Source organism: Citrobacter sp. Cf125 (genome assembly GCF_030333935.1).
In the GTDB taxonomy this organism is placed as follows: Bacteria; Pseudomonadota; Gammaproteobacteria; order Enterobacterales; family Enterobacteriaceae; genus Citrobacter; species Citrobacter freundii.
Map to the genome: position 1 here is coordinate 1,019,287 of NZ_JAOWEY010000022.1, position 14,481 is coordinate 1,033,767.

Here is a 14,481-nt window from a genome sequence, read left to right on the forward strand (position 1 = left end):
CATATAAAAATTAAAAAATTTGTGCAAAACAACAACTACAAGGGACATCGTTCAAAACATTTTGTCTTTGATACCCACATTCAGGTATCCTGTGCCGGCCTGTAAGGCCTTTAGTCCAAAATCATTGAGTCGTCAAATTGACACATAGTATGCCATTGGCTGAAAAATACGCAAAATGACATAGACTCAAAGGTATTTATTCCATCGTGCCCAAAAAGACCATGGCGCATGATGTTAATCATAAACGTCGGTGTCATCATGCGCTACGCTCTATGACTCCCTGACGTTTTTTTAGCCACGTATCATAAATAGGTACTTCCATGTCGAGTAAGTTAGTACTGGTTCTGAACTGCGGTAGCTCCTCACTGAAATTTGCCATCATCGATGCAGTAAACGGTGAAGAATACCTTTCTGGTTTAGCCGAATGTTTCCATCTCCCAGAAGCACGTATCAAATGGAAAATGGATGGCGGTAAACAAGAAGCGGCTTTAGGTGCAGGCGCCGCTCACAGTGAAGCGCTGAATTTTATCGTTAATACTATTCTGGCACAAAAACCAGAACTGTCTGCTCAGCTGACTGCGATTGGTCACCGTGTTGTTCACGGCGGCGAAAAATACACCGGCTCTGTAGTTATCGACGATTCCGTTATTCAGGGTATCAAAGATGCAGCCTCTTTTGCACCGCTGCACAACCCTGCACACCTGATCGGTATCGCTGAAGCGCTGAAATCCTTCCCGAATCTGAAAGACAAAAACGTGGCCGTATTCGACACCGCGTTCCATCAGACTATGCCGGAAGAATCTTACCTCTACGCCCTGCCGTACAGCCTGTACAAAGAGCATGGCGTTCGTCGTTACGGCGCGCACGGTACCAGCCACTTCTTCGTTACTCAGGAAGCGGCTAAAGTGCTGAACAAACCGGTTGATGAGCTGAACATCATCACTTGCCACCTGGGCAACGGCGGTTCTGTATCTGCTATCCGTAACGGTAAATGTGTTGATACCTCCATGGGTCTGACCCCACTGGAAGGTCTGGTGATGGGTACGCGTTCCGGTGACATCGACCCGGCGATCATCTTCCACCTGCACGACACCCTGGGCATGAGCGTTGACCAGATCAACAAAATGCTGACCAAAGAGTCCGGCCTGCTGGGTCTGACCGAAGTCACCAGCGACTGCCGCTATGTTGAAGATAACTACGCGACTAAAGAAGACGCTAAACGTGCAATGGACGTTTACTGCCACCGTCTGGCGAAATACATCGGTTCTTACACTGCGCTGATGGATGGTCGTCTGGATGCCGTTGTCTTCACCGGTGGTATCGGTGAAAACGCCGCGATGGTTCGTGAACTGTCTCTGGGCAAACTGGGCGTTCTGGGCTTTGAAGTAGACCACGAACGTAACCTGGCCGCACGTTTCGGCAAATCTGGTTTCATCAACAAAGAAGGTACCCGTCCTGCGTTGGTTATCCCAACCAACGAAGAACTGGTTATCGCGCAAGACGCGAGCCGTCTGACCGCCTGATTTCACACCGCCAGCCTAGCTGGCGGTGCTGTTTTGTAACCCGCCTGAAACGGGCGGTAACGAAAGAGGATAAACCGTGTCCCGTATTATTATGCTGATCCCTACCGGAACCAGCGTCGGTCTGACCAGCGTCAGCCTTGGCGTGATCCGCGCAATGGAACGCAAAGGCGTTCGTCTGAGCGTCTTCAAGCCGATCGCTCAACCGCGTGCCGGTGGCGATGCGCCAGACCAGACTACCAGCATCGTCCGTGCTAACTCTTCTCTGCCAGCCGCTGAGCCGCTGAAGATGAGCCACGTTGAATCTCTGCTGTCCAGCAATCAGAAAGATGTGCTGATGGAAGAGATCATCGCGAACTACCACGCGAACACTAAAGACGCTGAAGTTGTCCTGGTTGAAGGCCTGGTCCCAACCCGTAAACATCAGTTCGCGCAGTCTCTGAACTACGAAATCGCGAAAACGCTGAATGCAGAAATCGTCTTCGTTATGTCTCAGGGCACCGATACCCCGGAACAACTGAACGAGCGTATTGAACTGACTCGCAGCAGCTTCGGTGGCGCGAAAAACACCAACATCACCGGCGTAATCGTTAACAAACTGAACGCACCGGTTGATGAGCAGGGCCGTACTCGCCCGGATCTGTCCGAGATTTTCGACGACTCTTCCAAAGCGAAAGTGATCAAAGTTGATCCGGCTAAACTGCAAGAATCCAGCCCGCTGCCGGTTCTGGGCGCGGTGCCATGGAGCTTCGATCTGATCGCTACTCGTGCAATCGATATGGCGCGTCACCTGAACGCCACTATCGTAAACGAAGGCGATATCAATACCCGTCGCGTGAAGTCTGTGACTTTCTGCGCACGCAGCATTCCGCACATGCTGGAACACTTCCGCGCAGGTTCCCTGCTGGTGACTTCCGCTGACCGTCCGGACGTGCTGGTTGCTGCATGCCTGGCAGCGATGAACGGCGTAGAAATTGGCGCCTTGCTGCTGACCGGTGGCTACGAAATGGACGCGCGCATTACCAAACTGTGCGAACGTGCATTCGAAACCGGCCTGCCGGTATTCATGGTAAACACCAACACCTGGCAGACCTCTCTGAGCCTGCAGAGCTTCAACCTGGAAGTTCCGGTTGACGATCACGAGCGTATCGAAAAAGTTCAGGAATACGTTGCTAACTTCATCAACGCTGACTGGATTGAATCTCTGACCGCAACGTCTGAGCGCAGCCGTCGTCTGTCTCCACCAGCGTTCCGTTATCAGTTGACCGAGCTGGCACGTAAAGCGGGCAAACGCGTTGTTCTGCCGGAAGGCGACGAACCGCGTACCGTTAAAGCGGCAGCCATCTGTGCTGAACGTGGTATCGCAACCTGCGTACTGCTGGGTAACCCGGATGAGATCACCCGCGTTGCGGCCTCTCAGGGCGTTGAACTTGGCGCTGGCGTAGAAATCGTTGATCCAGATGTGGTTCGCGAAAGCTACGTTGCTCGTCTGGTCGAACTGCGTAAGAACAAAGGCATGACCGAAACCGTTGCCCGCGAACAGCTGGAAGACAACGTGGTTCTCGGTACCCTGATGCTGGAACAGGACGACGTTGACGGTCTGGTTTCCGGTGCCGTTCACACTACTGCGAACACCATTCGTCCACCGCTGCAGCTGATCAAAACTGCACCGGGTAGTTCCCTGGTGTCTTCTGTGTTCTTCATGCTGCTGCCGGATCAGGTTTACGTTTACGGCGACTGCGCGATCAACCCGGATCCAACCGCAGAACAGCTGGCAGAAATCGCTATTCAGTCCGCTGAATCCGCGATTGCCTTCGGTATCGAACCGCGCGTTGCGATGCTCTCCTACTCCACCGGTACCTCTGGTGCAGGTAGCGACGTAGAGAAAGTTCGTGAAGCGACTCGTCTGGCGCAGGAAAAACGTCCTGACCTGATGATCGACGGACCGCTGCAGTACGACGCCGCCGTTATGGCTGACGTTGCGAAATCCAAAGCGCCGAACTCTCCGGTTGCAGGTCGCGCTACCGTGTTCATCTTCCCGGATCTGAACACCGGTAACACCACCTACAAAGCGGTACAGCGTTCTGCCGACCTGATCTCCATCGGGCCGATGCTGCAGGGTATGCGCAAGCCGGTGAACGACCTGTCTCGTGGCGCGCTGGTAGACGATATCGTCTATACCATCGCACTGACCGCGATCCAGTCTTCCCAGCAGCAGCAGTAATCTGCCGAGTGTGCCGGATCTCTTATCCGGCAACATATCTACTTATCAAACCGGAAATAGCTGATATTTCCGGTTTTTTTATGTCTGTTTCCCCTTTGGCATAATCTGAAATATTTGCCTGAATGCGCTGCATCAATGAATAACTATTCTTCTGTTCGCATACTTACCCTCTTTTGCATTGCAACAGGGATAGTCTTTCATGTCAGCAGTAACAGAATCACAGCCAGCCAAAAAATGGGCGATGCCCGACACGCTGGTGATTATTTTTTTCGTCGCCATTTTAACCAGTCTGGCGACATGGGTTGTTCCCGTCGGGATGTTCGACAGCCAGGAAGTGCAATATCAGGTTGATGGACAAACCAAAACCCGTAAAGTCGTTGATCCCCACTCTTTCCGCATTCTGACCAATGAAGCCGGTGAAGAGCAGTATCACCCGGTTAAGTTCTTTACCACCGGAGATGAGCGCCCAGGCCTGATGAATTTTCCGTTCGAAGGCTTAACCTCCGGCTCGAAATTCGGCACTGCGGTCGGCATCATTATGTTTATGCTGGTCATTGGCGGCGCATTTGGCATCGTTATGCGTACCGGCACCATTGATAACGGCATCCTGGCGCTCATCCGCCATACGCGGGGCAACGAGGTCCTCTTTATCCCAGTGCTGTTTATTCTCTTCTCCTTAGGCGGCGCGGTGTTTGGCATGGGGGAAGAGGCGGTTGCCTTTGCCATTATCATCGCGCCGCTGATGGTCCGGCTAGGTTACGACAGTATCACCACCGTTCTGGTTACCTATATCGCGACTCAGATTGGTTTCGCCAGCTCATGGATGAACCCATTTTGCGTGGTGGTCGCGCAAGGTATTGCGGGGGTGCCAGTGCTCTCTGGTTCCGGTCTGCGCATCGTGGTCTGGGTGGTTGCTACGCTAATAGGACTAACCTTCACGCTGGCCTATGCGGCACGCATCAAAAAGAATCCGCTTTTGTCCCGGGTACATGAATCCGACCGCTTCTTTCGCGAGCAGCAGGACGAGGTCGTGGAACGACGCTTCACGCTCGGTGACTGGCTGGTACTGATGGTGCTGACGGGCGTGATCGTGTGGGTCATTTGGGGCGTTATCGTCCACGCATGGTTTATTCCTGAGATCGCCAGTCAGTTCTTCACGATGGGCCTGGTGATTGGCATTATCGGCGTCGTGTTTCGGCTCAACGGCATGACGGTCAACATCATGGCCTCCTCATTCACTGAGGGAGCACGAATGATGATTGCCCCTGCCCTGCTGGTTGGTTTTGCCAAGGGCATTTTACTGCTGGTCGGTAATGGAGAGGCGGGTGAAGCCAGCGTGTTAAACACTCTGCTGCACAGTATTGCCAACGGCATTAGCGGGCTGGATAACGCCATAGCGGCGTGGTTTATGCTGTTGTTCCAGGCGGTGTTTAATTTCTTCGTCACCTCCGGCTCCGGTCAGGCAGCATTGACCATGCCGCTGTTAGCGCCGCTGGGCGATCTGGTTGGCGTCAACCGTCAGGTTACCGTGCTGGCCTTCCAGTTTGGCGACGGATTCAGCCATATTATCTATCCGACATCGGCATCTCTGATGGCTACGTTAGGTGTTTGTCGGGTGGATTTTCGTAACTGGCTGAAGGTAGGTGCTACGCTGTTGGGGCTGCTGTTTATTATGTCCAGCGTGGTGGTGATTGGTGCGCAGATAATGGGTTACCATTAAAAAGCGCGCGTCCGGCCTACTCGATTTCTCGACGCAGTAGGCCGGATGAACAGAGGTTACTCAGCTTCTTCCTGCTTTTCGGCTTTCGCACCTTCATTCTTGGCGTTGCGGGTCATCCACAGCGACAGGGCTTTCAGCGAATCCGGAGTGAACTCGTCGCAACGCGCGGTAATTTCTTCCGGCGTCAGCCAGCAAACTTCGCTAATTTCTTCTTCCTGTAGCGCGAACGGTCCGTGGGAAACACAGCTAAACAGCCCGCCCCATACGCGACAGTTCTGGTCTTCAAAGTAAAACTGACCATGCTCGGCAAACGGCACGCCCGCAATCCCCAGTTCCTCTTCTGCTTCACGGCGCGCTGATTCCAGCATCTGCTCGTCAGCCTGAACAACACCGCCTGCGGTGGCATCCAGCATACCGGGCAAAAAATCTTTTGTCTCAGTGCGACGTTGAACCAGAATTTTGCCCATACCATCATGCACAACGATATACGTTGCACGATGGCGTAAGCGTTGCGCCCGCATTTGTTCCCGGCTGGACTGTGCAATGACTTCGTTGTCTTCATTCACAATATCCACCCATTCAGTACTTGCCAAACGACGCTGTTCCACCATCAGGAAACCTTCTTTTTTCTGGCGCTCTTACGGCGCGTTTATGTTTGTGGGGTAAATTACGGATTAATCTCGACCTGTGCAATAACACTTTGATCATTGAGTGCCATTACGCTGAGAACATTATCATCCAGGATCCCGTAACTTGCCGCAAAGCCCCCTTTAGGGATGCTTACCGAGCCGGGATTGAAATAATAGATATCCTCGCGCAGCTCAGCAACCGGCAGATGAGTATGCCCATAAACCAGAACATCGCCCGCATTGAGCGCCGGAATATGTTGCGGGCCAAAAAGATGTCCGTGCGTCAAAAAGAGTCGCAGGTTTTCTGTCAGAATTTGCTGCCACGGCGCAGTCATCGGAAAATGCAAGAGCATCTGATCCACTTCGCTGTCGCAATTACCACGCACCGCAATAATTCGCGATGCCTGTTCATTCAGCCGTTCTGCAACCTGCGCAGGTGCATAGCCTTCTGGAAGCGCATTACGCGGCCCGTGGTTTAAAACATCACCCAATATCACCAGCCATTGCGCACCGCTTGCAGCAAACCGTTCGAGTACGCGTTCCGTGGCTGGCAACGAACCATGAATGTCCGATGCGAACATCAGTTTCATCACTCACTCCTCGCTGAAAAGTACCTTGTAATGATACTGGATTACGGCCCGTTTTTCAGCAGGAACGCTACGCTGAAAGCGCGATAAAACGCTGTACTGAAGCGCGCTGCCACTGGAAGGTGGCGTATTCCGCAAGCGCTTCCGGAACCTCATCGCCATTCAGGACCAGGCGATTAAGCATTAGCGCTAAATCACAGTCAGCGATACACCATTCACCAAATAAATTCTGCTTACCGTGGCTCAGTAAACTGCCGGCAGTAGCGAACAATTTTTCCGCACTGGCTTTTCCCGCTTCGCTTAACGGTCCTTTCTTCACGCCAGCAAAAACGACATCCGTTGAGCGTTCTTCACGGATAGGCATTAAATCGCTGCGGATCCACGCCTGAACCTGGCGCGCCCGCGCGCGTTTTTGCACATCGTGCGGATAGATACGCTCCCACTGTGGCGGCGCGAAGCTCTCTTCGAGGAATTCCGTAATCGCTGATGATTCGCTCAGTTCAAAACCATCGATCTCAAGAACCGGCACGCGGCGCGTCAAGGCGTAACCTTGCCATGAAGGTTGCAAATGTTCACCACTGTTGAGATCAACAGTTTTCAGCGTAAAAGGCAGCCCTTTCTCTTGCAGAGCGACATAAACAGACAGCACGTAAGGGGAGAAAAAATTGGCATCTGACCACAGCGTAATTGCAGGTTTGCTCATAATGTCCTCTGAAGTGTATTAGCTTGCCTTCAAAATATAGAGTCTTTCTCTCGCTGTCACTTGATGAAAACTCAAGCACGCCAACAGGCTCTATACTTGTTATGACCCGGTTCATGACAAAACGGATGCTGAAAATGATCGATCTCTATTACACGCCATCGCCAAACGGTCACAAAATCACGTTGTTTCTTGAAGAGGCGCAGCTGCAATACCGTCTGATTCATGTCGATATCAGCAAAGGTAGCCAGTTTCACCCCGATTTTCTGCAGATCTCGCCGAACAATAAAATCCCGGCCATTATCGATCATGCCCCGGTGGACGGCGGAAGGCCCATCAGCTTGTTTGAGTCCGGAGAAATTTTACTCTATCTGGCGGAAAAGAGCGGTAAGCTGCTCAGCGGTGAATTACGCGAACGCCACACCACGCTGCAGTGGCTGTTCTGGCAGGTCAGCGGTCTGGGTCCTATGCTGGGGCAGAATCATCATTTCAGTCATTACGCTCCGCAAACGATCCCTTACGCCATTGAAAGATACCAGGTTGAAACCCAGCGCCTGTACAACGTGATGAATAAACGTCTGGAATCGTCACCCTGGCTGGGAGGCGATCACTACAGCATTGCCGACATTGCAAGCTGGCCGTGGATCCACGCCCATCAACGTCAGCGCATCGACCTCGACAACTACCCGGCGGTCAATAACTGGCATGAACGCATTCGTACACGTCCCGCGACTGAACGCGCCATGCAGCACGCACAAAGCGAGAAGCGATGACGCAATTCGGTTCTCGTGTATCATGCAAAGGTTCATACATGGAGGAAACCTGCAATGTCACAACCTGACGCTATTATTCGTATAAAAAACCTTCGTCTGCGCACTTTTATCGGCATCAAAGAAGAGGAGATCCTTAACCGCCAGGATATCGTCATCAACATTGCCATTCACTATCCGGCAGACAAAGCCCGTACCAGCGAAGATATCAACGACGCGCTGAATTATCGCACAATCACCAAAAGCATCATTGCCCACGTGGAGGGTAACCGCTTCTCATTATTAGAAAAATTAACTCAAGATGTGCTCGATATCGCACGCGAACATCACTGGGTCACTTATGCTGAAGTGGAGATAGATAAACTTCACGCATTGCGTTACGCCGACTCAGTTTCTATGACGCTGAGCTGGCAGCGCTAAAACGTAACCCGGGAGGCGACATGCAGATTCTGATTACCGGCGGTACTGGCCTGATTGGACGTCATCTGATCCCCTGCCTGCTGGAACTGGGGCATCAGATAATTGTAGTGACACGTACCCCTGATAAGGCTCGTCAGATTCTCGACTCTCGGGTCACGTTATGGAAAGGACTGGAAGAGCGGCAGCATCTCAATGACATTGATGCCGTGATTAACCTTGCCGGAGAACCTATTGCAGATAAGCGCTGGAGCGCACAACAAAAGGAACGCCTGTGCCAGAGCCGTTGGGGCATTACGCAGAAACTGGTCGATTTAATCAATGCCAGCGAGACGCCGCCCTCAGTGTTAATCTCCGGTTCCGCTATCGGTTACTACGGCGATTTGGGCGAAGTTGTGGTTACGGAAGAAGAGCCACCGCATAATGAATTTACCCATAAGCTATGTGCCCGCTGGGAGCAAATTGCCAGCACTGCGCAAAGCGAAAAAACTCGCGTGTGTATGCTGCGTACCGGCGTGGTACTAGCCTCTGCTGGCGGTATTCTGGCGAAAATGGTCCCGCCGTTTCGTCTTGGCTTAGGCGGCCCAATCGGTAACGGACGACAGTATATGGCCTGGATCCATGTTGATGATATGGTCAACGGAATTATCTGGCTGCTGAATAATGATCTACGCGGTCCCTTCAATATGGTTTCGCCATACCCGGTGCACAATGAGCAGTTTGCCCACGCGCTGGGACACGCTCTAAACCGCCCTGCCATTCTGCGCATTCCCGCCACCGCTATGCGGCTGCTGATGGGGGAATCTTCAGTACTGGTCCTCGGCGGGCAGCGAGCATTACCCAAACGCCTGGAAGCGTCCGGTTTTGCATTTCGCTGGTACGATTTAGAAGAAGCGCTGGCAGATGTGATCCGATAATCCCGTAGCTCTATTCACGGTCGCTGTTGTGGTGGTAAGGTTATAGGCCAGATTTCCGCAATGGCGACGTTATGGCGATAATTTCGACTCCCCGACTTACCCTCTCCTTATTTAAATTTTCTGACTGGTCATTTTTCCAGAGATTACGTGAATGCCCGGAAGTCATGCGCTATATGGGTGATATTGCCCCAGCGAAAGACACGCGGCTGTTATTCGCCAGACGTCTGGCTGCACAGCATACTTTTGTCATCCGCGAGCATAACAAATCAACGCCTCTCGGTGATATTGGTTTGCAAATCAGCCATTTATACCCACACGAGGCCGACCTCGGCTACGCCATTTTGCCTGAAGCTCAGGGGAAAGGGATTGCCAGCGAAGCCGTGACGGCAGTGTGCCAGTACGCTTTCGAGCGCACGGACGTCACGGCGATAAACGCTTACGCACTCGCGGAGAATAAGGGTTCTGTTCGTATTCTGGAAAAAACGGGGTTTGTGCGTACCCAGGTACTGGAAAAGGCGTATGAGATTGATGGCATCGCCTACGACGACTGGGTGTTTCGGCTGGAGCGCGACGCGCTAAAATTGTAAGCCCGGAAAACGTAACGCCTCCGGGCAGGTGATTTACTTCAACGAACCTTTGAGGAACTGCTGCAAACGTGGACTTTGCGGATTACCGAATACCTGCTCCGGGTCGCCCTCTTCCTCAATTTTCCCCTGATGCAGGAAAATCACGTGCGTGGAAACATGACGGGCAAACCCCATTTCGTGAGTCACCACCACCATGGTTTTCCCCTCTTCGGCCAGCTGTTGCATAATGCGCAGCACTTCACCCACCAGCTCAGGATCTAGTGCCGACGTGGGCTCATCAAACAGCAACACTTCCGGCTCCATCGCCAGCGCACGGGCAATGGAAACACGCTGCTGCTGACCACCGGACAGATGCACCGGATATTTGCCCTGCGCGCGCTCATCAATGCCCACTTTAGCCAGATACTTCACCGCACGGTCGCGGGCTTCCTGTTTGCTCAGCCCCAACACCTGGATCGGCGCTTCCATGACGTTTTCCAGCACCGTCATGTGGCTCCACAGATTAAAGTGCTGAAAGACCATTGTCAGACGCGTGCGCAGCAGGCGCAGCTGATTTTTGTCCGCAACCTTGAGCTGACCGTCTTTGTCGCGCACCAGACCAATGTTCTGACCACTGACTACAATCGACCCGGCGCTTGGTTTCTCAAGAAAGTTAATGCAGCGCAGGAAGGTACTTTTACCGGAACCTGACGAGCCAATAATACTGATAACATCACCCGCGTTGGCCTGCAGCGACACCCCTTTCAGCACTTCATGTTCGCCGTAGTGCTTATGTAAATCGATAACGTTTAATTTATTTTCAGACATCGTGTTACTCGAATCATTTAGAGGATACATGCTGCAACCAGCGTTTTTCCGCTTTACGGAACAGGCTAATCAGGACATACGAAATAATCAAATACAGTACAGCGGCAATACCGAAGGCGGTAAACGGCTGATACGTTGCCGAGTTGATATCGCGGGCGATTTTCAACAGGTCAGGTACCGTTGCGGTAAACGCCAGCGCCGTGGAGTGCAGCATTAAAATGACTTCATTGCTGTAAGCCGGCAACGCAATACGCAGCGCGGAAGGTAAAATAATGCATCGATACAGTTTGAATGACGAGAAACCGTATGCGCGAGCAGCCTCAATCTCACCGTGAGGCACGGAACGGATAGCCCCGGCGAAAATCTCAGTGGTATAGGCGCAGGTATTCAGCGTCAGCGCCAGCACGGTGCAATTCAGCCCGCTGCGGAAAAACGCGTTGAGGAAGTCCGTGCCTTTGACTATCTCCAGCGTATACATCCCGGAATAAAACACCAGTAGCTGAACGTACAGCGGCGTGCCACGAAAAATATAGGTGAACAGCCAGATAGGGAACTGAATAAATTTATTACTGGAAACGCGGCCAATAGCCAAAAAGAGCGCAAGTATTCCGCCCATCACTACTGAAGAAATCAAAAGCCACAGGGTGATAGCGACGCCAGTGTAGCGATATCCGTCGGTCCACAGCAGGGACTTCCAGTATTCCTGAATAATCTCGATCACAGGTCAGCCCTCTTCACACCCACGGAATAGCGGCGCTCAAGGTACAGCAGCACACCATTAGAAACAGTGGTAAACACCAGATAGATGACCCCGCACACGACGGCAAAATAGAACGGCTCCCAGGTACTCTTCCCGGCAAGCTGGGTCGCTTTCACCACGTCTTCCAGGCCGAGCAGCGACACCAGTGCCGTGGCCTTAAGAATAACCTGCCAGTTATTACCGATTCCCGGTAAGGCATAACGCATCATCGCCGGGAACATAATGCGACGAAATATTTGTGAGCTGGTAAAGCCAAACGCCGTCGCGGCTTCAATATGGCCTTTTGGTACAGCCATAAACGCACCGCGAAAAGTTTCGGTAAAGTAGGCGCCGTAGATAAATCCAAGGGTGATAATGCCCGCAACCATCGGATCGATATCAATCTGGCCGATACCGATGGCATCGGTAATGGTATTCAGCGCGATTTGTAATCCGTAGAAGATGAGCAGCATTAAGACCAGATCGGGCACACCGCGGATTAGCGTTGTGTACCCTTCGAAAATAAGCCCCATTGCCCGGCTTTGCGACAGCTTTGCTGCTGCGCCGACAAGACCTATCAGAACCGCCAGTACCACCGAGCTGAGTGCCAGCTCCAGCGTAACAATTGCGCCCTGTAAAATAACACCTGAAAAGCCATACAACATGCTGCCTGTCCTGTCGTGTGTGGTGGAGTAGTAAGCCTCTTTTGATTTCAGACTAACCGTTAAATGCCGGATGGCGGCTTTGCCTTATCCGGCCTACAAAATCACCGTAGGCCTGATAAGCGCAGCGCCATCAGGCATAAATTCAACGCGTCAAAAATCTACGGGCTTTATCAGCACCTGCGGTAATTAACCGCCGTAAACATCAAAATCGAAGTACTTTTTCGCCAGCTTCTCGTAAGTCCCGTCAGCTCGCATTTCGGCAAAGGCTTTGTTCAGCGCTTCGCGCAGCTCGTTATCGTCTTTGCGCAGCCCCATACCGGTACCCACGCCGAACAACTTCTCGTCTTTCACAGACGGACCGCCAAATTTGTAATCTTTACCGACTGGCTGTTTCAGGAAGCCTTCGCTGGCCGCGACTTCATCCTGGAACGCGGCGTCAATACGCCCGGCAGTCAGGTCAGAATAGATATTGTCCTGCCCCTGATAAGAGACAATCTCAATACCTTTTGGCGCCCAGTGTTCGTTGCCGAACGTTTCCTGGGTGGTGCCCTGCAGCACACCAACACGTTTACCTTTCAGCGACTCAATGGTCGGCTGAATAGCTGAATCTTTAGCGACAACCAGACGCGAGTCGGCTGCATAAAGCTTGTCAGTAAAAGCGATTTCCTGCTGACGTTTTTCAGTAATGGAAAGCGAGGACATGATGGCATCGATTTTCTTCGCTTTTAGCGAAGGGATCAGCGCATCCAGCGGGTTTTCCACGAAAGTACATTGCGTATTAATACGTTTGCACAGCTCTTTAGCCAGATCGATATCAAAACCGACTAATTCACCCTGTGCATTTTTCGATTCGAACGGCGCATAAGTAGGATCAGTACCGATACGAATTTTTTGCGGAATGGCTGCAAATGCTGCGGTAGCACTGGAGAAAGCCAGAACCAGAGAAAGAGACAACACCAGTTTTTTCATAACTATCCTCAACAGACTGTCTTTTATAGGGGATCTTTACAGGACCAGGTGCAGTTATCGTGCCATTAATCAGGCCGACAAGGCAAAGTATTCTACCCTGCCGGCGGTATTTATTTGCATGAAAAGCGCTTAAGTATGCACTCATGCTTATTAAGTCAGCGATAAAAGCACCAAAACAGTGCACTGAATGTATTATGCACCGTAATGGTTACCCGCAATGGTGCAGTCAATTCCCCACGCCGCTGTATTAATCGCCGTAGACATTAAAATTAAAATATTTGCTCGCCATTTTGTCGTAGGTGCCGTCTTTACGCAGTTCACCCAGCGCTTTGTCGAAAGCGGCTTTCAGCTCTGCATCATCTTTGCGCAAGCCAATCCCGGTTCCGTCGCCAAAGTATTTTTTATCTTTCACCGAAGGACCTGCAAAGTCGTAGTCCTTACCGGCAGGTTGCTTCAGGAAGCCTTCGCTGGCCGCGACTTCATCCTGCAGTGCTGCGTCGAGACGACCCGCCGTCAGGTCAGAATAGATAAGATCCTGGTTCGCATAGGCCACCACATCCACGCCTTTGCTACGCCAGTTGTCATTGGCATAGGCTTCCTGAGTAGAGCCTTGCAGCACGCCAACGTGTTTACCCTTGAGGGAGTCCAGAGTCGGTTTAATTGGGGAACCTTTCGCGGCGATCAGCCGTGAGTCTGCTGCGTAAAGTTTGTCTGAGAATGCAATCTCTTGCTGACGCTTCTCGGTGATAGAAAGCGAGGAGATAATGGCATCAATTTTTTTCGCTTTCAGCGACGGGATCAGCGCATCAAAGTCGCTGGCAACCCAAGTACATTTGATCTGCATGCGCTTACACATCTCATTTCCCAGATCGATATCAAAGCCGACGAAGTCGCCTTTGGCATCTTTAGAGGAAAAAGGTGCGTACGTTGTATCTGTACCAATACGAACCGTCTGCGGAAGTGCTGCGTAGCTGGCCGCGGTGGCGGAGAGTCCTACCAGCAAAGACAAAGCAAGAACCGTCTTCTTCATACATAACCCTCAAGTGGCGTAATTTTATTATGTTTTACGTTGTGTTGTGTGTTTGCAGACTTTTTCATGCAGGTCTTATGCCATTTTCGCGTCGATGAGGATATTCGACGTTAAATATGTTAATAAAACGTTGCAATAATGTCCTGATTTTGAAGATAGCAGGTCTGACGGTTGAACCGCAGCGTTTCGTTGAGTTTTAA

The 14,481-nt window shown here is 51.8% G+C and carries 15 protein-coding genes; 7 read left to right on the forward strand and 8 right to left on the reverse strand.

Features of this window, described 5'->3' with window-relative positions; genetic code table 11:
• The first annotated feature begins 320 nt into the window (after positions 1 to 320).
• From ackA to yfcC, 3 genes are all read left to right on the forward strand, one after another.
• On the forward strand, positions 321 to 1,523 hold the full coding sequence (ackA, locus tag OGV89_RS09120) for an acetate kinase (RefSeq protein WP_003839347.1): 1,203 nt from the start codon (positions 321 to 323) through the stop codon (positions 1,521 to 1,523).
• Between the two features lie 76 nt (positions 1,524 to 1,599).
• Entirely contained in the window at positions 1,600 to 3,744 is a 2,145-nt protein-coding gene (pta, locus tag OGV89_RS09125) for a phosphate acetyltransferase (RefSeq protein WP_003028094.1), read from the forward strand.
• Between the two features lie 199 nt (positions 3,745 to 3,943).
• The gene (gene yfcC / locus OGV89_RS09130) at positions 3,944 to 5,464 is read left to right on the forward strand and encodes a putative basic amino acid antiporter YfcC (protein WP_016150704.1); all 1,521 of its coding nucleotides are present in this window, start codon (positions 3,944 to 3,946) and stop codon (positions 5,462 to 5,464) included.
• A 56-nt stretch (positions 5,465 to 5,520) separates the two neighbouring features.
• Here the strand turns inward: yfcC and yfcD are convergent, their stop codons facing one another.
• The 3 genes from yfcD to yfcF form a co-directional block, all read right to left on the reverse strand.
• Entirely contained in the window at positions 5,521 to 6,075 is a 555-nt protein-coding gene (gene yfcD, locus OGV89_RS09135) for an NUDIX hydrolase YfcD (RefSeq protein WP_071697025.1), read from the reverse strand.
• Positions 6,076 to 6,131: 56 nt separating this feature from the next.
• On the reverse strand, positions 6,132 to 6,683 hold the full coding sequence (yfcE, locus tag OGV89_RS09140) for a phosphodiesterase (RefSeq protein WP_286558534.1): 552 nt from the start codon (positions 6,681 to 6,683) through the stop codon (positions 6,132 to 6,134).
• 67 nt (positions 6,684 to 6,750) lie between these two features.
• Entirely contained in the window at positions 6,751 to 7,383 is a 633-nt protein-coding gene (gene yfcF / locus OGV89_RS09145) for a glutathione transferase (RefSeq protein WP_286558536.1), read from the reverse strand.
• Between the two features lie 134 nt (positions 7,384 to 7,517).
• On the opposite strand from yfcF, the gene yfcG reads away from it, so the two are divergent.
• The 4 genes from yfcG (at position 7,518) to OGV89_RS09165 (ending at position 10,071) form a co-directional block, all read left to right on the forward strand.
• Positions 7,518 to 8,153, forward strand: coding sequence for a GSH-dependent disulfide bond oxidoreductase (gene yfcG, locus OGV89_RS09150; protein ID WP_003845076.1), 636 nt, complete (start codon positions 7,518 to 7,520; stop codon positions 8,151 to 8,153).
• Between the two features lie 54 nt (positions 8,154 to 8,207).
• Positions 8,208 to 8,570, forward strand: coding sequence for a dihydroneopterin triphosphate 2'-epimerase (gene folX, locus OGV89_RS09155; RefSeq protein WP_003028107.1), 363 nt, complete (start codon positions 8,208 to 8,210; stop codon positions 8,568 to 8,570).
• 20 nt (positions 8,571 to 8,590) lie between these two features.
• The gene (locus OGV89_RS09160) at positions 8,591 to 9,484 is read left to right on the forward strand and encodes a TIGR01777 family oxidoreductase (RefSeq protein ID WP_003845074.1); all 894 of its coding nucleotides are present in this window, start codon (positions 8,591 to 8,593) and stop codon (positions 9,482 to 9,484) included.
• A 71-nt stretch (positions 9,485 to 9,555) separates the two neighbouring features.
• The gene (locus OGV89_RS09165) at positions 9,556 to 10,071 is read left to right on the forward strand and encodes a GNAT family N-acetyltransferase (RefSeq protein ID WP_016150708.1); all 516 of its coding nucleotides are present in this window, start codon (positions 9,556 to 9,558) and stop codon (positions 10,069 to 10,071) included.
• Between the two features lie 33 nt (positions 10,072 to 10,104).
• Here the strand turns inward: OGV89_RS09165 and hisP are convergent, their stop codons facing one another.
• The 5 genes from hisP to argT all read right to left on the reverse strand — a co-directional run bounded on the left by hisP (position 10,105) and on the right by argT (position 14,281).
• On the reverse strand, positions 10,105 to 10,878 hold the full coding sequence (hisP, locus tag OGV89_RS09170; RefSeq protein ID WP_003028114.1) for a histidine ABC transporter ATP-binding protein HisP: 774 nt from the start codon (positions 10,876 to 10,878) through the stop codon (positions 10,105 to 10,107).
• Positions 10,879 to 10,891: 13 nt separating this feature from the next.
• Complete coding sequence (gene hisM / locus OGV89_RS09175) at positions 10,892 to 11,599, reverse strand: histidine ABC transporter permease HisM (RefSeq protein WP_003028116.1); 708 nt, start codon at positions 11,597 to 11,599, stop codon at positions 10,892 to 10,894.
• Complete coding sequence (locus tag OGV89_RS09180) at positions 11,596 to 12,282, reverse strand: histidine ABC transporter permease HisQ (protein WP_003028118.1); 687 nt, start codon at positions 12,280 to 12,282, stop codon at positions 11,596 to 11,598. The genes hisM and OGV89_RS09180 overlap by 4 nt, the downstream gene beginning before the upstream one ends.
• A gap of 186 nt (positions 12,283 to 12,468) precedes the next feature.
• The gene (hisJ, locus tag OGV89_RS09185) at positions 12,469 to 13,251 is read right to left on the reverse strand and encodes a histidine ABC transporter substrate-binding protein HisJ (protein WP_003028120.1); all 783 of its coding nucleotides are present in this window, start codon (positions 13,249 to 13,251) and stop codon (positions 12,469 to 12,471) included.
• Between the two features lie 247 nt (positions 13,252 to 13,498).
• Positions 13,499 to 14,281 carry a lysine/arginine/ornithine ABC transporter substrate-binding protein ArgT gene (argT, locus tag OGV89_RS09190; RefSeq protein WP_003839327.1) on the reverse strand — a complete coding sequence of 261 codons (783 nt, stop codon included), beginning with the start codon at positions 14,279 to 14,281 and terminating at the stop codon, positions 13,499 to 13,501.
• Positions 14,282 to 14,481 lie beyond the last annotated feature (200 nt).